A 21,615-nucleotide genomic window follows, 5' to 3' on the forward strand; every position below is an offset into this window, starting at 1 on the left:
GCAAATTTCCGCCGTTCCACGATCAATTCTTCACCCCTTTGCATTGCGACACGGGAGTCGGGATGCGATAGATGGTAGGCATACATCCGGGGGTGAACGATCCATGGCGAAACGGGGCAGGATACTGGCGGCAGCGATGGCCTTTGGCATGGCGCTGTCGGTTCCCGTATCGGCCCAGCAGGTCTATGAATTCCGCGTCGACGGCGGGGATGAGGCGCTGGCCAAGGCGCTGCGCGGCGCCTCGCTGGTGCTGGCGGCGCGCAACGACAAGGTCACCGACCCGCAGGAACTGTTTTCCTCGGCCCAGGCCGAATACGGGCGCATCGTGGGCGCGCTTTATGCCAAGGGCTATTATTCCCCCGTGGTCAGCGTCAGGATCGACGGGCGCGAGGCCGCCGACATCCCGCCGATCGACGTGCCGCCGCGCATCGAGCGGATCGAGGTGTCGGTCGCGCCCGGCCTGCCCTTCACCTTCTCGCGCGCCGACGTCGCACCGCTTGCGGACGGCACAAAGATGCCCGACGGATTTCGCGTCGGCGAAAGGGCCGAAAGCGAACTGATCAAGGCCGCGGTCACGGCGGGCGTGGACGGCTGGCGCGCCATCGGTCACGCCAAGGCAGAGCCGAGCGGGCAAACCATCGTTGCCGATCACGCGCGCCAGGCGCTTGCCGCCCAGGTGACGCTGGCCCCCGGACCGCGCCTGCGGTTCGGGCCGCTGACGGTCGAGGGGCAAGAGCGGATGAAACTCCGCCGGATCCTGAAGATCGCGGGCCTGCCCGAGGGCGAGGTCTTCGACCCCGAAGAGCTGCGCCGCGCGGCCGAACGGCTGCGGCGCACGGGTGTCTTCAAATCCGTGTCGCTGACCGAGGATGAGGCGATCACCGCGCCCGATCTTCTGGGCATTACCGCAACCGTGGTCGAGGAAAAGCCCCGCCGCTTCGGGTTCGGCGCCGAACTGGCCAGTTTGGACGGCCTCGACCTGACCGGCTACTGGATGCACCGCAACCTTCTGGGCGGGGCCGAGAGGCTTCGGGTCGAGGGCGAGATCAGCAATATCGGCGCGCAATCCAGTGGCGTGGACTATGAGCTTGGCATCACGCTGGACCGTCCCGCCACCTTCACGCCCGACACGACCGTGGGCCTGTCCTTCGACCTTGCACATCTGAACGAAGAAGATTTCGACGCCGACATCGTTACGGCAGGGATCAACGCACAGCATTACTTTTCGGACACGCTGACCGGGCGCGGGGCGCTGGAATATACAGCGGCCAACATCACCGATGTGGCGGGGCGCTTCGATTACCGGCACCTGTCGCTGCCCGTTGGCCTGACGTGGGACCGGCGCGACGACAAGCTGGATGCGACACGGGGCTTTTTCCTGGATGCCGAGGTTCGGCCCTTTCAGGGCTTCGGTTTCACCGATTCCGGTATGCGCGCCTTTGTCGATGCGCGGGCCTACCGCAATCTCAGCCGTGGCGACCGGCCCTTCGTGCTGGCCGGGCGCGTGCAGGCCGGGGCCGTCTTCGGTTCGTCACTGCTGGGCACGCCGCGCGATTACCTGTTCTATTCCGGTGGCGGCGGCACGGTGCGCGGTCATCCCTATCAGTCGCTGGGGGTGAATGTGCTGCGGTCGGCGGGTGCCACGCAGTATACCACGGGCGGGCAGGCGTTTCTGGCGGCTTCGGTCGAGGCGCGGGCAATGGTCACCCAATCCATCGGCGTGGTGGGCTTTGTCGATGCGGGCCATGTGGGGGCGCTGGATTTCTTCGAAGGCGTGAATGACTGGCATGCGGGGGCGGGGCTTGGCCTGCGCTATGCCACGGGCTTCGGCCCAATCCGGCTTGATGTTGCGGCCCCGGTCGGCGGCACGACCGGAGACGGCATCCAGATCTATGTCGGCATAGGACAATCCTTCTGATGCGGCGCCTGCTTTTCCTTTTCCCGCTCCTTTCGCTGCCGGTCACGGGCCTTGCCCAGGAGGATGACCGGGGCTATCTGACCGCGCTTCTGGAAGACAACCTGTCGACCGACGACCAGAAGGTCACGATCACCGGGTTCGAAGGCGCGCTGTCGTCTCGGGCGACGATGGCCGAACTCACGATCGCCGATGCCGATGGACCCTGGCTTACGCTTCGTGACGTGGCGCTGGACTGGAGTCGCGCCGCGCTGTTGTCGGGCAACGTTCAGGTCAACGAACTTACGGCCGCAGAAATCCGGCTTGACCGGCTGCCGCCCGCCGGTGACGACCAGCCCACGCCCGAAGCCGCACCCTTTGCGCTGCCGGAACTGCCGGTGTCGATCCAGATCGGCAAGATCGCGGCGGATACGATCGTTTTGGGCGAGCCGATCCTTGGAACGCTGGTCGAGGGGCGGCTTGAGGCGGCGGCCTCGCTGGCCGGGGGCGAAGGCAGTATCGACCTGACGCTGGAGCGCACGGATGGCGGGCCGGACGGGGTGTTCGACCTGACCGCGGGTTATTCCAACGCCACGCGCAACCTTCTTGTCTCGCTCGATGCCCGCGAAGATGCCGGAGGGCTGAGCGCGACACTGCTGGGTATCCCCGGTGCGCCGGATCTGGAACTGACGGTGAAGGGTGACGCGCCGATTTCGGATTTCACGGCCGATATCAGGCTTTTGTCGGATGGTCAGGAACGGCTTGCCGGGGCGGTCGAGATCGCATCGGAACCGGAAGGTGCCACGCGCTTTGCGGCAAGGCTGGGCGGCGATCCGGCGCCGCTGTTCCTGCCGGAATATGCCGATTTCTTCGGCGATGCGCTTCAGCTTCAGGCCGATGGGCTGCGGTCTGCCACGGGACAGCTGACCCTGTCGCAACTCGTCCTGACCGCGCGCGGCATGCAGATCGCGGGGTCTGGCATCATCGCGCCGGATGGCCTGCCCGAACAGCTTGACCTTGACGTGACGATGGGCAGTCCGGACGGCCAGCCCTTGCTTCTACCCTTTGCAACCGACGCCGGAACCGCGATGCGCGATGCCCGGCTGCGCGTTGCCTTCGACGCTTCACGCGGCGACGGGTGGTCGCTTTCGGGGCAGCTGAACGGGCTGAGCCGGACTGATCTGACTGCCAGTCAGGTCACGCTGAACGGGTCGGGCCGCATCAATCGCGGCACCGGAACCGGCGCACGTCCCGTGGTCGGCGGCACCGTGAGGTTCGGGGCCGAAGGGCTGGCAATGGCCGATCCCGCGCTTGCCGAACTGATCGGAAGCACGATCCAGGGCACGGGCACCTTCTTCTGGCAGGAGGGCAGCGAGGCGCTGACCATCCCGAGGATCGAACTTGGGGGCGCCGATTACGGCATGACCGCCGGGCTGCGCATCCGTGGCCTTCATTCCGGGATCACCATCTCTGGCCGGGCCGATGCCGAGGTTGGCGACCTGTCCCGCGCCAGCCGCCTTGCCGGGCGCACGCTGGCGGGGGCTGCGCGGCTTTCGGCGGAGGGCGAGACAAGCCTTCTGGGCGGCGCCTTCGATCTGGTCGCCGATGTGAACGGCACCGATCTTGGCATCGGGATTTCCGAGGTCGACAATCTGTTGCGGGGCGCATCGAAGGTTTCCGTATCGGTCCGCCGCGATGAAACCGGAACGACCCTGCGCGCGCTTGAAGTGGCGGCGGCCAGCCTGACCGCGGATGCATCAGGCCGCTATGCCACGGCGGGCAGCGACATCACCGCCAACCTTGATTTTGCCGACCTCTCGGTGATGGGCGGCCCCTATGGCGGTGCGCTTGCGGGCGTTGCCCGCTTCACCGGCACACCCGATGACGGCACGCTTTCGGTTGACGCGCGCGGCGAGGGGCTGCGCATCGGAGTGGCCGAGGCAGACGCCCTCATGCGCGGCGCCTCGACCGTGACGCTTGAGGCGGCGATCCGGGGCACCGCGGTCGATATCCGCAGGCTGGACGTGAAGGCCGCAACGCTGGATGCGTCGATCACCGGGCTTCTGGACCCGAACGGCAGCGACCTTGCGGCACAGCTTGGCCTGTCCGACCTTTCGGGGTTGGGGAACGGCTATCGGGGTTCCGCGCAACTGAACGCAACGGTGAGGGGCACCCCTGAGGCGGCGCAGGTGGCGGTCAATGGCACCGGGACCAATCTCGCCATTGGCCAGGCCGAGGCGGACACCCTGCTGCGTGGCACTTCTACCCTGTCGGCAAACCTTTCGATCGACGGGGACCGCATCCGCGTGGACGGGCTCGACCTGACCAACCCGCAGCTCTCGGCCCGCGCGAGCGGCAGGCTGGACGGTGCAGACCGCACGCTGGATGTCGATGCCAGGCTGACCGATCTGGGCATCCTGCTGGCCGAGTTTCCTGGCCCTGCCACGATCAGCGGCACGGCGCGCGAGGACGCGACGGGCTATGTCCTCGACCTCGCGGGGCGTGGGCCGGGCGGGATCGATGCGCGCATCAGCGGGCGTCTTGACGGGCGGCTTCAGGGCAGCGGGCTGCGGATCGCGGGTAGTGCACGGGCCGAACTGGCCAACCCGTTCATACGGCCCCGGACGGCGCGCGGGCCGGTCAGCTTCGACGTGACGGTGAACGGGCCGTTCGCGCCCCGCTCGCTGTCGGGGCGGATCGCCCTGACGGGGGCCGAACTCGCCGACCCCACCCTTCCGTTCTCGGTTCTCGGGCTGAACGTCCAAGCCGATCTGGCCTCGGGACGGGCCGCCCTTTCAGGCGGGGCGCAGATTTCGACCGGCGGGCAGGTCGCCATAGACGGGTCCGTCGGACTGGAGCCGCCCTTTGACGCGACGATCGCAAGCCGGTTGACGAATGTCGTCCTGCGCGATCCGAAGCTGTTCGAAACCCGGCTGAACGGCGACATCGCCGTGCGGGGGCCATTGACCGGGGGCGCCGTGATCAGCGGATCGGTCCTGCTTCTTGAAACGGAACTGCGGGTGCCGTCGACGGGGATGACGGGCTTGGGCGATGTGCCGGGCTTGCAGCATGTGAACGAACCCGGCGCCGTGCGCGAGACCCGCCGCCGCGCGGGTCTGCTGGGGGACGCAGCCGACGAAACGGCGGCAGGCGGTCGCCCCTTCGGACTGGATCTGCTGATTTCGGCACCGAGTCGGCTGTTCATTCGCGGCCGGGGGCTGGATGCGGAACTTGGCGGCGAACTGCGGGTTGCCGGCACCACCGACCAGGTGGTTCCCAGCGGCGCGTTTGCCCTGATCCGGGGGCGGCTCGACATCCTCGGCAAACGGCTCAACCTGTCCGAGGCGACACTGCAGCTGGAAGGCGATTTCAACCCCATACTGCGTATCCTTGCCTCGACCGAAAGCGACGGGATCGTTTCGTCGGTTTCGATCGAAGGGCCCGCCGACACACCCGAGGTTTCGTTCGTCTCGGTTCCCGAGCTGCCCGAGGAAGAGGTTCTGGCGCGGCTTCTGTTCGATCGGGGGCTGACGAACCTGTCGGCCCTTCAGGCGGTGCAACTTGCAAGTGCCGTGGCCACACTGGCCGGACGGGGCGGCGAGGGCATCGTCAGCAAGCTGCGCAAGGGGATCGGCCTTGACGATCTGGACGTCGAAACGGATGCGGATGGCGGCACATCGGTCCGCGCGGGCAAATACATCTCGCGCAACGTTTATACCGAGGTCGAAGTCGACGACAAGGGACAGAGCGAGATCAACCTGAACCTGGACATCACGCCCAACCTGACCGTGCGCGGCACTGCGGGCGGCGACGGGACCAGCATCGGGATCTTCCTGGAAAAGGACTATTGACCACGGCCCGCAGGCCCGTCAGTTCAGCAGGACGGGGCGGTCCGGGTCCGGCCAATCCATCATCCCGGCCCAGAGATGTTCCAGATCGCGGGCGGCGCGCTGCGACAGGCCCGGATCGTCACTGAACAGGTTGTTGAGTGTGTGGCGGAACGCCTCGCGCGTGCCCAGGGCGCGGATCTGGCGGCCAGCCAGCAGCAGGTGGTGATAATCGCGCGAACGGGACAGCGCGAGATCGTCCGGCAGATCGCCTTCGGGGTCGACCAGGCGAAGGTAGAAACGACGCGCGCGAGTGACGGCCTCGGACAAGAGGACTTCCGGTTCGCGAACTCGATTCATCTGCATTTCTCCCTCCGGATGAACTGCCCACACGCGGGGCATGAAACCGCTTACCTGGCAATCGATTATGCGAAGGCCGTGGCCGCGAAGACCCCAAGTCATCGGCATTGTTTCGATTGCTCGAACTATAATTAGCATAACGAGTATTGGATGACACGAAATCTTGCCGAAAACGTGGCGGAATTCGATCAATTGGATGGATCGTTCTGGGCATCTATGGCCACCCCCAGGAGGATGGCGTAGGCCGAAAGGTAAAGCCACATCATCAGGGCCACGACAGCCCCGATCGAACCGTAGACCTGATTGTAGTTTCCGAAATTCGCGAGGTAGAAAACAAAACCGCGCGCGACGACGATCCACAGGATCACCGCCAGCAGCAGCCCGCGCGTCAGCAGCCTCGGGCGGCCGCTCCGGGGGCGGTTCGGGCTGAAGCGGTAGATCAGGCCAAGCCCCAGCGCCACCAGCGCCACAGCCAGCGCCGTGTTCGCCAGTTCAAGGACCAGGGCCGCCGACGGGCCAAGCGGCAGGAAGGCAAGCCCCACGGGCACCACGACAGCCGCCAGCAGGGCGGAAAGCGCGATGGCGATCAAGGCAAGCGTCAGAATACCCGCCATCAGCAGGTGGCGCGGACCGCTGCGGGACGGCAGGTGATGGATGCGGTTCACCCCTTCGACCAGCGCGGCCACCCCGGCACGGGCCGACCAGAGCGCGAACAGAAGCGACAGGACGCTGGCCCAACCAAGCCGCGCGCCCCCGGCGCGGATCAGCGCCTCGACCTGTGTGTTGATCAGCGAGAACGCCTCGGCCGGCAGGAACTCGGCCGCCAGATCCATCTGGCTGCGGATGATCGCGGGATCAAAGAACACGCCCCACAGGGCGATGACCGCAGCGAGGGCGGGAAAGATCGACAGGAAGCCGAAGAAGGCGACCGAGGCGGCGATGGTCCCCAGACCCGCCCTGTCCATCCGCTGCCCCATCCGGCGCAGCCAGTCACGGGCAGAGGCGATGCGACGTCTGTTCATCGGGTTCGCCAAAAAAGAAAAGGGCCCGCAAACGCGGACCCAATCCTTTGACTAAGCCAAACGCCCGAAGGCGAAAGGATTAGTGGCTGCCCGAGGACGAAGCGGCCAGAGCAGCGACCAGGCCCAGACCGACGAGCGGCAGGATGGCGCCGCCCGAGGTGGTGGCAGCAGCGGCCACAACCGGGGGCTCTTCAGCGATGATGACCGGGCCGCCAGCGGTGGCAGCGGTCACCGACGACAGCAGAGCGGCGGCAGCGACGAAAGCGGTGAATTTTTTCATTTTACTCTCCGTGACTTGGATTGGACGATTAAGGTTCGGATACCATACGGCGACACAGTAGAAAAGCCTTATCTTCTAGCCTTTGTCAACCACGCGCTGGAACTCCAGATAGCCCCATTCCTGGGCAAGCAACTGCTTGGATTTTCTAAGAAAATTACCTCCTTCGAACCAGTACTCATTGCGGAATTGCCCCCCGTTTCCGGTGCAATCCTCGATAACATGGCGGGTCGTGTGTTGCCGGTCTACAACGGTTATTGTTTCAACCCCGGCAGTTTTGACCGTGCAGGCGTATTCCCGCCGGATATTTTGGTCGGCGCCGTCGAGATAATCGAAGATTCGCGTATGCGATCCGCTGCCAGAGGCGATCTGGCCGATGCTCGGGCCGCTGGATTGCATGATATCGGGCCCGAATCCCCGCGTTGCGACCATCACGCCGCCCCGGAAGGAAATCGTGCGGTTGTCCGGCGAGGCCCAGGTTTCCACCGCGCCGTTGGTCGCGTAAGGAACGAAGAACGCGGTCAGGCCGCTGGCCGGCAGCTGCGCCATGATCATCGGCGTGTTGAACTGGTTCAGCTCGGCCCGGGTGATCCCCGCACCGCCCCCCGCCGGAGCGGCGTCGCCCTTCGCACGGGCGGCCATGGCCGCGCCAACCTCCTTGACGATCTTCACACCCGTATTGGCGTCAGGATCGTTGCCACAGCCCGAAAGCACCAGTGCCGCGCCCGCCAGGGCCGCAGCGAGGGAAGCCTTGCGTCGGATCATTTCCAGAATCTCCCCCACTGATCATCCAGACCCGAGGCGTGGTAATCGCGCACCGAATCGTACAGGCGGCCGTCGACCTCGACCTTCTGGCCCCCGTCGCGCCCGAAGGGACGGATGATCGTCGTGGCCTTCTTGCGGGTCGGCTGCCCGGTGCCCCAGGCGAAGGGGATTTCCAGCTTGATGCCCTTGTCGAACGAACCCGACCCGAAATCGGCTTCGGAGACATTCGTCTTGGTGGCAAAGGCGCCGACGCGCCAGCCGTTCGAAAACTCGCGGTCGATCGCGAGCGTGGCACCGATGTCACCCGCCAGATAGCGCCCCACATCGACCTGCGCATGGAAGCCCGGCGCGAAGTTGTAATAGGCCGAGATATGGCCGGTCGCGACCTTGTAGTCATATTCGCCAAAGCCAAGGCCACCATCGGTGTCGCGCTGCGCGACATAGTTGACCTCGGCGCCCAGGGCGAACTTGCTGTCGACCGGCTTCCACAAAAGCTCGCCCGAAACCCCGGCGAACATCCGTTCCAGATAGCCGGCGGTGACGCGGGCATAGACGTCGTTGCCCAGATAGCCATATTTCGCGACCGTCAGCGATTCCAGCGCCGGGTCGGCCTTGGCGTCATAGACGTCGACATCGGAACGCACGGGTTGCAGCCCGGTCGGGATGTCGGGCGGCGGCTCGTCCAGGTTGCCCGCGATCTTCTTGGTCGCCGAACCGGCCAGGACCAGACCCGGCGCGATCTCGTAGCGGGCGGCAAAGCGAAGCCCGACGTCCATCTTGAAGGGGTCGCGCTGGTCGAACAGGCGGATGCGGTTGTAGGGGCCAAGCGACCACGAGAGTTTCGGGTAAAGCTCCGGATCGTAGGCGAGGTTGGCCATCGGCGCCCCCGGGTTCGACACGGTCGTGCGAGCGCGCATCGCGTCGGCGGCGCCGGGCGTGAATTCCAGCGCCTCGATATCGGTCCGGCGCACCGTGACCTTCGAGGCGGGCATGCCGCGCACCAGGGGGACGACCTCGAAATTCTCGATCGAGGCGGGCATGACCGCCGTCATCGCGCGCGCCACGCGGCCGATCGCCTGCGCTTCGGCATCATAGCGGGTGTTGCGGATCCGGACCTGCGCCGTGCGCCCGTCGTATCCCATCGCCTCGACGACGATGCCATCCTTTTCCAGCCACTTGTTCAGGTTCTGGATCAGCTGTTCGCGCGCGCCTTCCTGCGCCACCCATTCGGGCGACCATGCATCGGGATCGGACGTCGGCGAGGGGCGCACCTTCACCGGCGTCGGGGCCGGGCCGCCGACGCCGCCCATCGGGCGCTGCTTGGGGTTCATCACGAATTGCAGCGACACGCCCAGTTCGGACCCATACATGTAATAGGCGCCAAGCCGCAGGCTGTCGTAGGCCTGATATTCGATCCCGAAGTTCAGCGGGCTTTTCCGTTCGAAGGTACGACGCACTCCCGCCTCGTTCGTGTAGTCGTCCGAGGAATATTCGGCCTTGATCGACCACCGGTCGTTGACCGCCCATTCCACGCCCGCGAAGGGCGCGGCGGGGCCGCGGAACCACTGGTCGAAGCTGGGCTTGCCGCCCTTGCCCGCGTCGATGGCGGGCCGTGGCCCGAAGGGCGATCCGATGTCGCCATAGCTGCCAAGGCGGCCCCAACCCAAGCCGGCGGTCACCTTGATCCGGTCGTTCAGGTTCTTGGTGGCTGCGATGTATTCCCCGGACAGCACGCCGGTGCCGACGAAATCCTGAAAGCCCACGGTCACGGCGGGCACATACCGGCCTTCCTTCAGGACCTGATAGCGAAGGTCGAAGCTGCGGTCATAGTAGACATCCCAGATCGACGGACGGAAATCATCCCAGTTCCGGACCCCGAGATAGCGGAAGCTTGCCCCAAGCCGCGGGGTGATCTGGAACGACAGGGTGGTGCGGCTGATCGGGCCGAAATGGGCGGAGGTGACGGTCAGCATGCCGTCGGCCTGCGATTCACCCGATGGCATGTCCATCAGACCGGAAACGCCGTAGAAGTTCAGCGAGGGACGGTTTTCCCCGATGGCAAGGCCAGCCGAAACCACCGCCACCGCAGAGGTCATCCCGAACAGAGCAATGCGTCTGGGCGAAGGAAGTCTCATCGTACACAGCCTTATGTCTTTGGGCGCCACTCTAAGGGAATGCCGATGGCGCAACAATCCATTTCCGGGCAACCGATTCGTTGATCCACCCGGCCTATTGCGAATTGGCCACCGTCCTGGGCTGGTGATACCCGTCCACCCAACGCAGGATCACGCCGCGTCCCGCCTCGGCGTCGCCGGCCACGATGGCATCGCGCAAATCCTTCAAGGCATTGGCCATTTCCAGTTCCGACAGGCCGGCCTCGCGCGCCCTCAGGATCTTGGAATGCGGGGTGGTCAGCAGGCCTTCACCGATCAGCAATTCCTCGTGCAGCTTTTCGCCCGGACGCAGCCCGGTGATCACGATCTCGATATCCCCGTTCGGATTGTCGGAATCGCGCACGGAATAGCCCGCCGCGTTGATCATCTGCACCGCAAGGTCGCGGATCCGCACCGGCTTGCCCATGTCGAGCACGAACACATCCCCGCCGTTTGCCGTCGCGCCATCGGCGAAGGACCCGGCCAGAAGCACCAGTCGCGCGGCCTCCGAGATGGTCATGAAATAGCGCGTGACATCCTCATGCGTCAGCGTGATCGGGCCGCCCCGCGCGATCTGGTCCTTGAACAGCGGGATGACCGAACCGGACGAACCAAGCACGTTGCCGAAGCGCACCATCGAAAACACCGTGCCATGCGACCGCTTTGCAAGGTCCTGCACGACAAGCTCGGCCAGCCGCTTTGATGCGCCCATGACATTGGTCGGGCGCACGGCCTTGTCGGTGGAAATCAGGATGAAGCGTTCGACACCGGTATCGTTGGCAGCATCGGCGAAGGTGCGGGTTCCCAGCACGTTGTTGGCAAGGCCCGCAATCGGGTTCGCCTCGACCAGCGGCACATGCTTGTAGGCCGCGGCGTGGAAGACGACCTCGACATCGTGGTCGATCATCACCATCCGGGCCAGCCGCGAATCCGTCACCGACCCAAGGACGGCGCAGATCTCGACCTCGGTTCCCTCGGCCGCATCCCGCAATTCGCGGTCGATCGTGTAAAGCGCCAGTTCGCTGATTTCGAACAAGACCAGCTTGCGCGGCCGCATGGCGATGAGCTGGCGGCACAGTTCGGACCCGACCGACCCCCCCGCGCCGGACACGAGGATCGACCGCCCGGCATAGGCCTCGGTGCCTTGCGGAAGGCTGTCGCCATGCTGCTGGCGACCCAGGAACTGCCCCGGCGTGACCGGCGTCAGCTTGTCGATCAGCGCCTCTTCCCCGACCAGTTGGGCGAAGGAGGGCAGCGATTGCACCTGCAGGCCTTGCTGCCGCAGCCGCCGGGTGATCTGCGCCAGCTTGGGCGCGGAAACCGACGGCATCGCCAGCACGACCCTGTCGACCCCGCGATCGGCGGCATATTCCCCGATCCGCTGCGACGGGATGACCTTCAGCCCGGCCACGGTCATCGAATGAAGGCCGGGGTTGTCATCGACGAAGGCCACCGGGATCAGCGTTTCGTGCGACCGCAGCGCGGCAACAAGCTGGGTTCCCGTGGTACCCGCCCCGTAGATCAGCACCCGTTTCTTCGACTGCCCAAGCCGCAGCACCCACAAAAGCGTGTAAAGCATCACGACCCGCGCGGCGACCGCCAGCAGGAACAGCACCAGCCCGAACAGGATCACGCCCGGAACCGGCAGGAGGCGCGTCAGCAGCAGCAGCGCAAGCGTCATCACAAGGGTGAAGCCGCCGGTTTTCAGGATGGCCGAGGATTCGTAGGACTTCAGCTTGATCCGGTGCAGGCCGAACCCAGCCGACACCGCCGCCGCGACCAGACCCAGAATCAGATAGGTCAGCAAGACTTCGGTCGTGTTCCAGACGACCTCGGTCCCGCTGTAGAACAGCCCCAGCGTCATCATCAGGGCCGCCGGGGCAAGGATCGCATCGACCAGCAGGAAAACCAGCCGCTTCTGCGGCCGGGACATCCCGGTGGTATAGGCAAAAAGCGCCTGCCTGATCCTATTCATCCTGCCCCCTGCAACACGCCCGTCCCTTGGCGCTTTTCCGGCCCGCCCGAATGCGGGCGCGACGGCGCATCGGCGAAAAGCCATTCTACGTTGCGCGATCTTATATCACAGCGGGCCCGATCAACAAGGAACGCAGGCGGCGCCGGCGAACTGCCGCCGGCCTGTTGCGTCAAGTCCTCTTTCCCCGCTCATCTTCCCTGCCGCGCACGGGGGCACAGGCTGGCTCAGCCGCCCCGGCGGAACAGGCGTTTCAACAAAACGCGCCCGCCCGTTTCGGCCATCAGCGCCAGGTCGAAGCAAAGCGTCTGGTGGCGCTGATAGATCAGATCGAGATGCGCCTTGCGCGGCACGCAGCGACGGGCATAGACGGCATCGGTTTCCTCGGCGCTGCGGCAGGCGGCCAGAAGGCGTTCCTCGTGCCCGTGAAACCGCAAGGTCGCAAGCCCGGTGATGCCGGGGCGGCTTTTCAGGACCTCGGCATAAAGGGCGGGGAAGCGTTCGACATACTGACGCAGCGGCGGGCGCGGGCCGACAAAGCTCATGTCGCCACGGATCACGTTCCATAGTTGCGGAATCTCGTCCAGCCGGGCACGGCGCAGGAACCGGCCCATCGGGGTGATCCTGTCGGCCTTGTCGCCCCCCGAAACGCCGCTGTCGCTGCGCGCCACCTTCATCGTGCGCAGTTTCCAAAGCCGGAAGGGCTGGCCGGGGGCTTTCATCCGTTCCGCCACATAAAAGATCGGCCGCCCCTCGGTCAGCCACAGCACCACCACGAGAACGGCGAAGGGCACCGCCAGAAGCACCGCAAGAAGAAGGGCAAGCGTCAGGTCGAACAGGCGCTTTTGCGGGGTCATGCGGTGGCGTCCTTCCATGCGTGCCATTGCCGGACCATTTCCGCCGCATCGGTCGTCAAGGCAAGACCCGGCAGCAAGGACCGCAGCGCCCCGGTATCCAGCACCACCCGGCCCAGAACGGCGGGATTGTCCGGCCCGTAGCGCCAGGGGCGGCCATCGGCCGCAAGAAGCGCCGCCATCGTGACGGGCGGTTCTGCCGCGACGTTCAGGACGGGCGGCATGTCGGCCCCCGTGGCTGCAACCTCGCACAGGGCCAGCAGCACATCCGCAAGCCCCTTCACCCCGATGTAGGACCGGACCGGACCGCCCGCCTGCCCCGGCACCGGATCAAGCGCCACGGTGGCCCCGGGCAGGTTGCCGCCCAGAAGCGCATCCAGCCCGGCGATGTTCCCGATCCGCAGGATCGTGACGGCAGGGCGCCCCGGCGCGGCCTCGTGCCAGCGTGTCACCGCATGCTCCATCGCCAGCTTGGCCCGGCCATAGGCGGCAACAGGCGCCAGGGGTGCATCCTCGCGCAGGTCGGCTCCGGTTCCGGGCCCGTAGACGGCGGCGGACGAGGCCACAAGGACACGCCGCGCGCCGGCCTCTTTCGCCAATTCGCAGCCCGCCAGCGCAAGATCGGTGTTCAGGGCCATGTCCGCGCCCCCGCCGGGCACGACCCCGGCCAGCGCAAGGACAACATCGGCGGCGGGTGTTTGCGGGATTTCCGCAAGGATATCAGCGGCCAGCCCGCCGGGCCCATGCATGGTGCGGCCGATCCACAAGGGGGCCAGGGGGCGCCCGGCCCAGTGATGGCGCAGCACCGAACCGATCCGCCCTCCTGCGCCGGTAACAAGTATCGAAGCCACACCTGCCATATTCGTTTTACCCGTCCCCCACTTCACAGGTTGACCCCCGTAGCGGGGCAAGTATCTTTCGCGGGCGCTGAAAGTCCACCCTGCCGGGGTGAACTCGTGTTTGCCGGAGTTCATAATGCCTGCGCTGCTATGCAGATTTGGTTTCATTCTTGCCCTGGCATTCGGCCTTGCGGCCTGCCAGGTGCCGCAGGGCGCGCCCGAAGCGCAGCGAATACTTTCGGAGGCGGAGGAGGAAGAGTCGACCTTTGCCGTGCAGTACGTCAGCCGCGACACGATCGACACGATCAAGGCATGGCCCCTGACCGGCCGCAGCAACAACCGTGGCTGGATCAAGCGGTCGCGCGGACCGGGCGACCAGATCATCGAACCCGGCGACATGGTCGACATCTCGGTCTGGGACAATGAACCGAATTCGCTTCTGATCGCCCCGGCGCAGAAGGTGGTCTCGCTGAACGCCATGCGCGTGTCGCAAAGCGGCACGATCTTCATGCCCTATGTTGACGAGATCTATGTGGCGAAGATGACGCCCGACCGCGCGCGCCAGGCGATCCAGGAACGGATGGCCTCGGTCATTCCCTCGGCGCAGGTGCAGCTGTCGCACACCTCCGGCCGCAAGAGCACGGTCGATCTTGTCAGCGGCACGCAGAAGCCGGGCAACTACCCCCTGCCCGACCGCGATTTCACCGTGACCGCGCTGATCGCGATGGGTGGTGGCGTGGCCTCGGGGATCGAAAACCCGCAGATCCGCCTGATGCGCGAGGGCAAGCTTTACGGCGTTGCCCTTGAAACGCTTCTGGACAACCCCGCGCTTGATACGACGCTGCGCGGGGGTGACAAGGTCTATGTCGAGAAGGACGAACGCTATTTCCTGGCGCTTGGCGCGGCGGGCCGCGAGGCGCAGATCCCCTTCCCGCAGGAACGGATCTCGGCGCTGGATGCGCTGTCGCTGGTGGGCGGCTTGAACGACACGCGCGCCGATCCCAAGGGCATCCTGATCCTGCGCAACTATTCCGCTTCGGACGTGCGGATCGACGATGCCGGCCCGTCGAAGGAACGCATGGTCTTTGCCGTCGACCTGACGTCGGGGGACGGCCTTTTCAGCGCCGGAGAGTTCCAGATCCATGACGGCGATCTGGTGCTTGTCACCGAAAGCGCGCTGACCACGACGGAAACCATCATGCGGCTGGTCGGGTCGGCCCTGGGCGTGTCCAAGCGGCTGTGATCCGGGCGATCCGGCCTTTGACAGAAGAAACGGAAACGCAGGCCTTGGGGCCTGCGTTTTCATTTGGGCCGTCAGGCGGTTTCGTCGCGCCCAAGCCTGACGCGCAATTCGCGCAGCACGGGCAGGACGGCGCGGATGCGGTCCGCCCCGAGCGATTCGACCACCTCGGCGATCATCGGGGAAACGGCCGCCACCGCGGCATCCCGCGCCGCCCGGCCCGACGGGCTGATCGACACCATCTTGCGCCGGGCGTCATCCCAGTCGGGGCGGATGTGGATGTGGCCGGCCCATTCCAGCCGCGCCAGCGTGTTGGTCATCGCCCCCCGTGTCACATGGAAGGCCTGCGCCAGTTGCGCGGGCGACCGTTCGTCGCCGACCCGGGCCAGATGGTTCAGCACGGCGAAATGCGAAAGCTCCATCCCCTTGGGCAGCACCTTCGACACGCGGTTGCGCGCCATCTGGTCAGCCGAGAACAGTTCGCTGAACAGGGCCACCGCAAGGTCTTCGGTCGTTTCCGCCATCAGGGCCCCTCGATCAGACGGTCATGACCGAGCGAGGGCACGCGGCCACGGGCCTTCGCCACCTCGGACAGATCCATCTCGACAAAGGTGACGCCCGGTTCGTCGCCGGCATCGGCGATCACCTCGCCCCAGGGTGCCACGGCAAGCGAATGGCCATGCGTCCGGCGGCCCTTGCCCTGTTCCTCGGGGTGAAACCCGGTCTGCGCCGGGGCCAGCACGAAACAGCCCGTCTCGATGGCCCGCGCCCGCAAAAGCGTTTCCCAATGCGCCTGTCCGGTCAGGTGGTTGAAGGCGGCGGGCACGGTCAGGATATCAGCCCCGGCCTGCGCCAAACGCCTGTAGAGATGCGGAAAGCGCACGTCATAGCAGACCGTCATCCCGATCTTGCCGAATGGCGTATCGGCCAGAACCGCGCGGCTTCCGGGCCGATAGCCCGATGATTCGCGATAGACCTCGGTTTCCGACACGTTCACGTCGAACATGTGGATCTTGTCGTATCGCGCGGCAACGGTGCCATCCGGGGCGATCAGGAAGGACCGGTTGGCGAACCGGCCATCCGCATCGTCGGTCAGCAGGCCAAGCGAGCCGATCAGCAGCCAGATCCGCCGTTCCGCCGCCAGCTCGCGCAGGGCGGCAAGGGTCGGATCAGCCTCTTCGCGGAAGAACAGTGTCCGCTGACGGTCACGATTGGACGACAGCGCATTGGTGCATTCGGGCGTCAGGACGAACCCCGCGCCGCCCTCGGCCGCGGCCCGTACAAGGGCGAGGGTTTCCGGCAGGTTCGCCGCCGGATCGTCTGTCACGTTCAGTTGCACCAGCGCCGCGCGCATGCCCGTCAATCCGCCAGCATCTGGTCAAGCTTGCCGGCATGGTCCAGCGCGTGGATGTCGTCGGACCCGCCCACCGGCACGCCGCCGATGAAGATCTGCGGAACGGTGCGGCGGCCATTCGCGCGTTCCATCATCGCGATCCGCACAGCGGGGTCGCGGCTGACGTCGATTTCGGTGAAGGCCACGCCCTTTTTCGTCAGAAGGCGCTTGGCGGCATGGCAATAGGGGCAGGTCGGGGTGGTGTAGATCTCGACGGTTTTCATCTGCGGCAAATCCCAAAGGTCGCGGTGACTATAGGGATTTAGGCGTCCTTCGCAACGCGTGCCAGCGCGACGACCGATACACGGGTGGCCCCGGCTGCAAGACAGGCCTCGGCACAGGCGGCAAGCGTCGCCCCCGATGTCATCACGTCATCGACCAGCAAGACGGGCCGCCCAAGAATCCGCGCCGCCCGGCCGGGATGCACCCGGATCGCCCCCTGCATGTTGGAAAACCGGCCATCGCGGTCACGTCCGTCCTGTGTGCCCGTCGCGCGCCGGCGTTGCAGAAGGTCGGGGCAATGATCCGCCCCCACTGCCCGCGCCAATGCCGAGGACAGAAGCGCCGACTGGTTGTAACGGCGCTTCAGCAGCCGCAGCCAGTGCAGCGGCACCGGCGCGACAAGGGTGCCCTCGGCCATGGCGATCGGCCCCGCCGCGCGCGCGAGCCAGCCACCGGCGGGACGGGCCAGATCGGTTCGGTCGCCATGCTTGAGCGCCAGCACGATCTTGCGGCCATTGTCGCGGTAAAGCATCGCCGCCCGCCCCTGTTCCCAGGGCCGAGCGATGGTCAGGCAGTCGTCGCAATGCACGGGATGCCCCGGATCCTCGCCCGGCAGGGGCGTCCCGCACAGGTCGCAGACCAGCCCCGAAATGAAGGGCGTTTCGCGCCAGCAGTCGGCGCAGAGGCCGAAGTCGGTGGTCACAAGCGTGTTGCAGGTCAGGCATTGCGGCGGATAGACGGCCTGCAGCACGGCTTGCATTCTCATCCCCAAATCCCCATGGTCCGGGCCATGAACGCGCCGCCCCTTCTGACCGACCGCACGGCCCTTGCCCGCAACCGCGCCCGCGCACTGCGGCAGGCAGCGCCCGCGCTTTTCCTGCATGACCTCGTGGCCCTCGAAGCCAAGGAAAGGCTCAGCGAGGTTAACAAGTCGTTTACAACGCCTGCCATCGTCACGCCCTTCCCGCAGGTCTGGGCAGATGTGCTGCCAGACGCGCGGATCGTGGCCGATGACGATCTTCTGGCGCTGGAGGAAGGCGCGCATGATCTGGTGATCCATGCGCTTTGCCTGCATTGGGCGAACGATCCGGTGGGCCAGCTTGTGCAATGCCGCCGCGCGCTGCGGCCCGATGGCCTGTTGATGTGCTTTTCCTTCGGCGGCCAGACCCTTTCCGAGCTGCGGGCTACTATCGCCGAGGCCGAGGCGGCGCTGACGGGCGGGCTTTCACCCCGCGTTCTGCCGATGGGCGAGATCCGCGACATGGGCGCGCTTCTGCAACGGGCCGGTTTCGCACTGCCGGTGGCCGACAGTTTCAGCCAGACGGTGCGATACCGCGACGCGCTGCACCTGATGGCCGATCTGCGCGCCATGGGCGAGGGCAACGCGCTTGCCGCCCGTCTGCGCCGCCCGACCGGTCGCGCGGTACTGGCCGAGACGGCGCGGCGCTATGGCGAAACCTTCGCCGATGGCGAGGGGCGTATCCCCGCGACGTTCGAGATCATCACGCTGACCGGCTGGGCCCCTCACGACAGCCAGCAGAAACCGCTGCGCCCCGGATCGGCGGCCGCGCGGCTGGCCGAGGCGCTGCAAACCGCCGAGGTGCGACTTCCTGCACCACGCAACGACGGTTGACCCCCGCCCCGAACCGTATATGTCCCCCAAGGTCGCACGAGCAACAGGAACGCAAGATGCTGGACGCCAGACCGACCGCCTCGAAGGGCGAAACCGTCACCCCCGGACAGGGGCGCCTGTCGCATGCCCCGGCCGATCACCCGCCGGTCAAGACCGCCCGGGTGGGTATCCTTCTGGCCAACCTCGGCACGCCGGACAATTACGACTATTGGTCAATGCGGCGGTATCTGAACGAATTCCTGTCCGACAAGCGCGTGATCGACTTTCCGGCGTGGAAGTGGCAGCCCTTGCTGCAACTGATCATCCTGTCGAAGCGCCCGTTCACCTCGGGCGCGAACTACAAGTCGATCTGGAACCACGACAAGGGCGAAAGCCCGCTGATGACCATCACCAAGGACCAGACCGCCGCCATCGCGACCGAGATCGCCGCGAAATACGGCGACCGCGTCATGGTCGATTTCTGCATGCGCTACGGCAACCCGTCGACCGAATCGAAAGTGCGCGCGATGGTCGAGGCAGGGTGCGAGAAGATCCTGTTCTTCCCGCTATATCCGCACTATGCGGGCGCGACATCGGCCACCGCGAATGACCAGTTCTTCCGCGCGCTGATGAAGGAAAAGCGCCAGCCTGCCGCGCGGATCGTGCCCGAATACTTCGAACACCCGCTTTACATCGAGGCGCTGGCCCAGTCGGTCGAAGAGGCTTATGCGAAACTCGACCACAAGCCCGACGTGCTGATCACAAGCTATCACGGGATGCCCAAGCGCTATCTGATGGAAGGCGACCCCTACCATTGCCAGTGCGCCAAGGCGACGCGCCTGCTGCGCGAACGTCTGGGGTGGAAAAAGGACGCGATCCACACCACCTTCCAGTCGGTCTTCGGACGCGAGGAATGGCTGCGCCCCTATACCGTGGAACATGTGGCCGAACTGGCAAAAAAGGGGATCAAGAGGATTGCCGTGATCGCCCCGGCCTTCAGCGCCGACTGCATCGAGACGCTGGAAGAGATCCAGGGCGAAATCTGCGAATCCTTCGAACACGCGGGCGGCGAGGAATTCACCTATATCCCCTGCCTGAACGACAACCCGGCCCATATCCGCGCGCTTGTCACGGTGATCGAGGAAAACCTGGGCGGCTGGGTCTGACCCCGGCACGGGTCGGCGACCCCGACGAATGCAAAAGGGGCGGCATCAGCCGCCCCTTTGTCATTTCCGCCTGTGGCGCGGGTCAGATGAGCAGGACCTGCGTGCCGACCTTGGTCAGGTCGAACAGTTCCGAGATGTGTTCGTTGTAAAGACCGATGCAGCCGTTCGACGACCGGCGCCCGATCTTGCGCGTGTCATGCGTGCCATGGATCCGGTAATAGGTCCAGGACAGCCACAGCGCGTGGGTTCCCAGGGGATTGTCGGGACCGGGTCCGATGTAATCGGGCCATTCGGGGTTGCGCTTTTTCATCTCGGGCGTCGGGCGCCATTCGGGGCCGACCACCTTCTTGATGATCTCGGTCCGGCCGCGCCGCGTCAGATCGTCGGTCAGCGGAACCGAGGTGGGATAAAGCTTGTAGATCGACTGATCCTCGGACCAGAAGTGCAGCACGCGCGACTGGGTATCGACCAACACCGCGCCATTCGTCGTGTTCTCGAAATACGGCCGCCAGTCCAGCATGCGGAAGCTGGAGGTGTTGTTGCGCACGCGGCTTGCGGGCTGTTCGATCTCGGTCGAACCCTCCTGCTGTGCCAGTGCCGGCAGCGAGGATGCGCCCAACATCGCGGCGGCCCCACCGATCAGGTGGCGGCGCGTGGGGCGGAAGCTGTTTTCGGTGCTCATCCGGTCGGCTCCTCATGTGGAATTCGCCCTGCATTTACCGAATTGCGCGGAAACCCGCAAATCAAACGAATGTCAGCCGGCGGAAACACGCAGAGTTGCGTTTGATCCCGCACCGGCGAAGGGATAAGAGGGGCGAAACTTTCTTGGGTGTGCGGATGATGAGAAGACGATCAGCTCTTGCGTTGCTTGGCTTGGCGGCACTGGCGGCCTGCACCACGTCGGCCCCTCAGGTCGGCCCGGACGGGCGGCCCCTGCCGAAGGTCTACAAGATCAGGCCGGCCGATACCGACAAGATCTATTTCAACCTTCTGGATTCGGTGAACACCCTGCGGCAGGCACGCGGGCTGACGCCGCTGGCCTACAACGCCGAACTGAACGCCGCCGCCTCGACCCATGCGCGCGACATGTCGATCCAGAACCGGCCTTGGCACTTCGGGTCCGACGGGTCGTCGCCGCTGGATCGGGTGCGCCGCGTAGGCTATCGCGGGTCGCTGGCGGGCGAACTGATTTCCGAAACCTACGAGACGGAACTGGAAACCCTTTCCGCCTGGATGGCGCAGCCCGACACGCGCGGGGTCATCCTCGACCCCAACGCGAACCAACTGGGCTTTTCCTGGTGGCAGGAAGAAAACGGCAAGATCTGGTGGACGCTTGTTACCGGGTCGTCCTTCGGGTCGAGCCCCGCGAACTATACCCCGAATGTCCAGCCGGTGATTGACCCGTCGCAGCGGCTCTGACCCACGCCGCCCCTAACGGCACCTGAACACAAAAGGCCGCCCGGACGGGCGGCCTTTCTTCGTCTGCGCGCGATGCGTCAGGGCAGGATGTGGATGATCGTCCCGTTGCGGACCATCGCATAGATCTCTTCCATCTCGCGGTCCTTCACGGCGATGCAGCCCTCGGTCCAGTCGCCCCGGTTCTTCTTGCCGGTCCGCGGATTCTTCGTTCCTGTGTGCCCGTGAATGAAGATGTCGCCCCCCGGAGGCTTGCCCATCGACGAGGCATAGGCGCGATCGGCTTCGTTGGGATAGGAAATCCCGATCGAAAGGTGGAATTCGCTGCGCGGATTGCGGCGGTCGATCCAGTAGGTGCCTTCGGGCGTCTTGCCGTCGCCCTCGAACTGCTTGTGCCCTTCCGGCACGCGGCCAAGCGCGATGTCATAGGTCTGCAGCACCTCGTCATTGTGCAGCAGATACATCTTGCGCGCGCTCTTGTGCACCTGGATCGAGGTGACTTCGGGGCCGTCATAGGTACGGAACTTGGACCCGCCACAGGCAGAAAGGCCCAGCACCACAGCCAGCATCAGAAAGATCCTGCCCAACCACATGTCTTCGTTA

General features: G+C 65.6%; 20 protein-coding genes. 6 read left to right on the top strand and 14 right to left on the bottom strand.

All coding sequences use genetic code 11. From position 1 onward, the window contains the following. Positions 1-103: 103 nt before the first annotated feature. A complete protein-coding gene (locus E7811_RS06980; RefSeq protein ID WP_136393807.1) occupies positions 104-1,918 on the top strand; it encodes an autotransporter assembly complex protein TamA in 1,815 nt (604 codons plus the stop codon). Next, positions 1,918-5,745 carry a translocation/assembly module TamB domain-containing protein gene (locus tag E7811_RS06985; RefSeq protein WP_136393808.1) on the top strand — a complete coding sequence of 1,276 codons (3,828 nt, stop codon included), beginning with the start codon at positions 1,918-1,920 and terminating at the stop codon, positions 5,743-5,745. The genes E7811_RS06980 and E7811_RS06985 overlap by 1 nt, the downstream gene beginning before the upstream one ends. A gap of 18 nt (positions 5,746-5,763) precedes the next feature. On the opposite strand, the gene E7811_RS06990 is transcribed toward E7811_RS06985, so the two are convergent. The 8 genes from E7811_RS06990 to E7811_RS07025 form a co-directional block, all read right to left on the bottom strand. Beyond that, the gene (locus tag E7811_RS06990; protein ID WP_136393809.1) at positions 5,764-6,081 is read right to left on the bottom strand and encodes a hypothetical protein; all 318 of its coding nucleotides are present in this window, start codon (positions 6,079-6,081) and stop codon (positions 5,764-5,766) included. A 188-nt stretch (positions 6,082-6,269) separates the two neighbouring features. Beyond that, complete coding sequence (locus E7811_RS06995) at positions 6,270-7,103, bottom strand: YihY/virulence factor BrkB family protein (RefSeq protein ID WP_136393810.1); 834 nt, start codon at positions 7,101-7,103, stop codon at positions 6,270-6,272. Positions 7,104-7,182: 79 nt separating this feature from the next. Then, the gene (locus E7811_RS07000; RefSeq protein WP_136393811.1) at positions 7,183-7,383 is read right to left on the bottom strand and encodes a hypothetical protein; all 201 of its coding nucleotides are present in this window, start codon (positions 7,381-7,383) and stop codon (positions 7,183-7,185) included. 75 nt (positions 7,384-7,458) lie between these two features. Further along, positions 7,459-8,145, bottom strand: coding sequence for a YjbF family lipoprotein (locus E7811_RS07005; RefSeq protein WP_136393812.1), 687 nt, complete (start codon positions 8,143-8,145; stop codon positions 7,459-7,461). Beyond that, positions 8,142-10,280, bottom strand: coding sequence for a YjbH domain-containing protein (locus E7811_RS07010; protein WP_136393813.1), 2,139 nt, complete (start codon positions 10,278-10,280; stop codon positions 8,142-8,144). The genes E7811_RS07005 and E7811_RS07010 overlap by 4 nt, the downstream gene beginning before the upstream one ends. A gap of 94 nt (positions 10,281-10,374) precedes the next feature. Then, the gene (locus E7811_RS07015; protein WP_394345609.1) at positions 10,375-12,264 is read right to left on the bottom strand and encodes a polysaccharide biosynthesis protein; all 1,890 of its coding nucleotides are present in this window, start codon (positions 12,262-12,264) and stop codon (positions 10,375-10,377) included. Positions 12,265-12,497: 233 nt separating this feature from the next. Continuing rightward, positions 12,498-13,127, bottom strand: a complete 630-nt coding sequence (locus E7811_RS07020) for a sugar transferase (protein ID WP_136393815.1) — start codon at positions 13,125-13,127, stop codon at positions 12,498-12,500. Continuing rightward, positions 13,124-13,975: an NAD-dependent epimerase/dehydratase family protein gene (locus tag E7811_RS07025; RefSeq protein ID WP_168732943.1), complete on the bottom strand. Its 852-nt coding sequence runs from the start codon at positions 13,973-13,975 to the stop codon at positions 13,124-13,126. Before E7811_RS07025 ends, E7811_RS07020 begins: the two co-directional genes overlap by 4 nt. A 259-nt stretch (positions 13,976-14,234) precedes the next feature. On the opposite strand from E7811_RS07025, the gene E7811_RS07030 reads away from it, so the two are divergent. Next, positions 14,235-15,206, top strand: a complete 972-nt coding sequence (locus tag E7811_RS07030; protein ID WP_246020246.1) for a polysaccharide biosynthesis/export family protein — start codon at positions 14,235-14,237, stop codon at positions 15,204-15,206. Positions 15,207-15,277: 71 nt separating this feature from the next. Here the strand turns inward: E7811_RS07030 and E7811_RS07035 are convergent, their stop codons facing one another. Genes E7811_RS07035 through E7811_RS07050 form a run of 4 tightly spaced genes read right to left on the bottom strand, consistent with a single transcriptional unit; the run spans position 15,278 to position 17,584 of the window. Continuing rightward, positions 15,278-15,727: a MarR family winged helix-turn-helix transcriptional regulator gene (locus tag E7811_RS07035; RefSeq protein WP_136393818.1), complete on the bottom strand. Its 450-nt coding sequence runs from the start codon at positions 15,725-15,727 to the stop codon at positions 15,278-15,280. Continuing rightward, positions 15,727-16,557 (bottom strand): carbon-nitrogen hydrolase family protein, encoded by an 831-nt coding sequence (locus E7811_RS07040; protein WP_136393819.1) that lies wholly within the window; start codon positions 16,555-16,557, stop codon positions 15,727-15,729. The genes E7811_RS07035 and E7811_RS07040 overlap by 1 nt, the downstream gene beginning before the upstream one ends. Positions 16,558-16,562: 5 nt before the next feature. Continuing rightward, a complete protein-coding gene (grxC, locus tag E7811_RS07045) occupies positions 16,563-16,820 on the bottom strand; it encodes a glutaredoxin 3 (RefSeq protein WP_136393820.1) in 258 nt (85 codons plus the stop codon). A gap of 38 nt (positions 16,821-16,858) precedes the next feature. Continuing rightward, positions 16,859-17,584 carry a ComF family protein gene (locus tag E7811_RS07050; RefSeq protein ID WP_136393821.1) on the bottom strand — a complete coding sequence of 242 codons (726 nt, stop codon included), beginning with the start codon at positions 17,582-17,584 and terminating at the stop codon, positions 16,859-16,861. Positions 17,585-17,608: 24 nt separating this feature from the next. Between E7811_RS07050 and E7811_RS07055 the strand changes: the two genes are divergently transcribed. Together E7811_RS07055 and hemH are read left to right on the top strand one after the other, a co-directional pair. Next, the gene (locus tag E7811_RS07055; RefSeq protein WP_136393822.1) at positions 17,609-18,451 is read left to right on the top strand and encodes a methyltransferase domain-containing protein; all 843 of its coding nucleotides are present in this window, start codon (positions 17,609-17,611) and stop codon (positions 18,449-18,451) included. A 56-nt stretch (positions 18,452-18,507) separates the two neighbouring features. After that, positions 18,508-19,596, top strand: a complete 1,089-nt coding sequence (gene hemH / locus E7811_RS07060; RefSeq protein WP_136393823.1) for a ferrochelatase — start codon at positions 18,508-18,510, stop codon at positions 19,594-19,596. An 82-nt stretch (positions 19,597-19,678) separates the two neighbouring features. Here the strand turns inward: hemH and E7811_RS07065 are convergent, their stop codons facing one another. Then, positions 19,679-20,278 carry a L,D-transpeptidase gene (locus E7811_RS07065; RefSeq protein ID WP_136393824.1) on the bottom strand — a complete coding sequence of 200 codons (600 nt, stop codon included), beginning with the start codon at positions 20,276-20,278 and terminating at the stop codon, positions 19,679-19,681. 158 nt (positions 20,279-20,436) lie between these two features. Between E7811_RS07065 and E7811_RS07070 the strand changes: the two genes are divergently transcribed. Next, positions 20,437-21,015, top strand: a complete 579-nt coding sequence (locus E7811_RS07070; RefSeq protein ID WP_136393825.1) for a CAP domain-containing protein — start codon at positions 20,437-20,439, stop codon at positions 21,013-21,015. Between the two features lie 77 nt (positions 21,016-21,092). Here the strand turns inward: E7811_RS07070 and E7811_RS07075 are convergent, their stop codons facing one another. Further along, on the bottom strand, positions 21,093-21,581 hold the full coding sequence (locus E7811_RS07075) for a L,D-transpeptidase family protein (protein ID WP_246020248.1): 489 nt from the start codon (positions 21,579-21,581) through the stop codon (positions 21,093-21,095). Positions 21,582-21,615: the final 34 nt, after the last annotated feature.

Origin of the sequence: Aliigemmobacter aestuarii (assembly GCF_004799285.1) — a bacterium.
GTDB classification, from domain to species: Bacteria; Pseudomonadota; Alphaproteobacteria; order Rhodobacterales; family Rhodobacteraceae; genus Aliigemmobacter; species Aliigemmobacter aestuarii.

Coding starts and splice junctions, on each gene's coding strand:
- E7811_RS06990 (WP_136393809.1), bottom strand. CDS start 6,081: ATGAATCGAGTTCGCGAACCGGAAGTCCTCTTGTCCGAGGCCGTCACT.
- grxC (WP_136393820.1), bottom strand. CDS start 16,820: ATGAAAACCGTCGAGATCTACACCACCCCGACCTGCCCCTATTGCCAT.
- E7811_RS07020 (WP_136393815.1), bottom strand. CDS start 13,127: ATGACCCCGCAAAAGCGCCTGTTCGACCTGACGCTTGCCCTTCTTCTT.
- hemH (WP_136393823.1), top strand. CDS start 18,508: ATGCTGGACGCCAGACCGACCGCCTCGAAGGGCGAAACCGTCACCCCC.
- E7811_RS06985 (WP_136393808.1), top strand. CDS start 1,918: ATGCGGCGCCTGCTTTTCCTTTTCCCGCTCCTTTCGCTGCCGGTCACG.
- E7811_RS07000 (WP_136393811.1), bottom strand. CDS start 7,383: ATGAAAAAATTCACCGCTTTCGTCGCTGCCGCCGCTCTGCTGTCGTCG.
- E7811_RS07005 (WP_136393812.1), bottom strand. CDS start 8,145: ATGATCCGACGCAAGGCTTCCCTCGCTGCGGCCCTGGCGGGCGCGGCA.
- E7811_RS07070 (WP_136393825.1), top strand. CDS start 20,437: ATGAGAAGACGATCAGCTCTTGCGTTGCTTGGCTTGGCGGCACTGGCG.
- E7811_RS06995 (WP_136393810.1), bottom strand. CDS start 7,103: ATGAACAGACGTCGCATCGCCTCTGCCCGTGACTGGCTGCGCCGGATG.
- E7811_RS06980 (WP_136393807.1), top strand. CDS start 104: ATGGCGAAACGGGGCAGGATACTGGCGGCAGCGATGGCCTTTGGCATG.
- E7811_RS07035 (WP_136393818.1), bottom strand. CDS start 15,727: ATGGCGGAAACGACCGAAGACCTTGCGGTGGCCCTGTTCAGCGAACTG.
- E7811_RS07065 (WP_136393824.1), bottom strand. CDS start 20,278: ATGAGCACCGAAAACAGCTTCCGCCCCACGCGCCGCCACCTGATCGGT.
- E7811_RS07075 (WP_246020248.1), bottom strand. CDS start 21,581: ATGCTGGCTGTGGTGCTGGGCCTTTCTGCCTGTGGCGGGTCCAAGTTC.
- E7811_RS07050 (WP_136393821.1), bottom strand. CDS start 17,584: ATGAGAATGCAAGCCGTGCTGCAGGCCGTCTATCCGCCGCAATGCCTG.
- E7811_RS07040 (WP_136393819.1), bottom strand. CDS start 16,557: ATGCGCGCGGCGCTGGTGCAACTGAACGTGACAGACGATCCGGCGGCG.
- E7811_RS07010 (WP_136393813.1), bottom strand. CDS start 10,280: ATGAGACTTCCTTCGCCCAGACGCATTGCTCTGTTCGGGATGACCTCT.
- E7811_RS07055 (WP_136393822.1), top strand. CDS start 17,609: ATGAACGCGCCGCCCCTTCTGACCGACCGCACGGCCCTTGCCCGCAAC.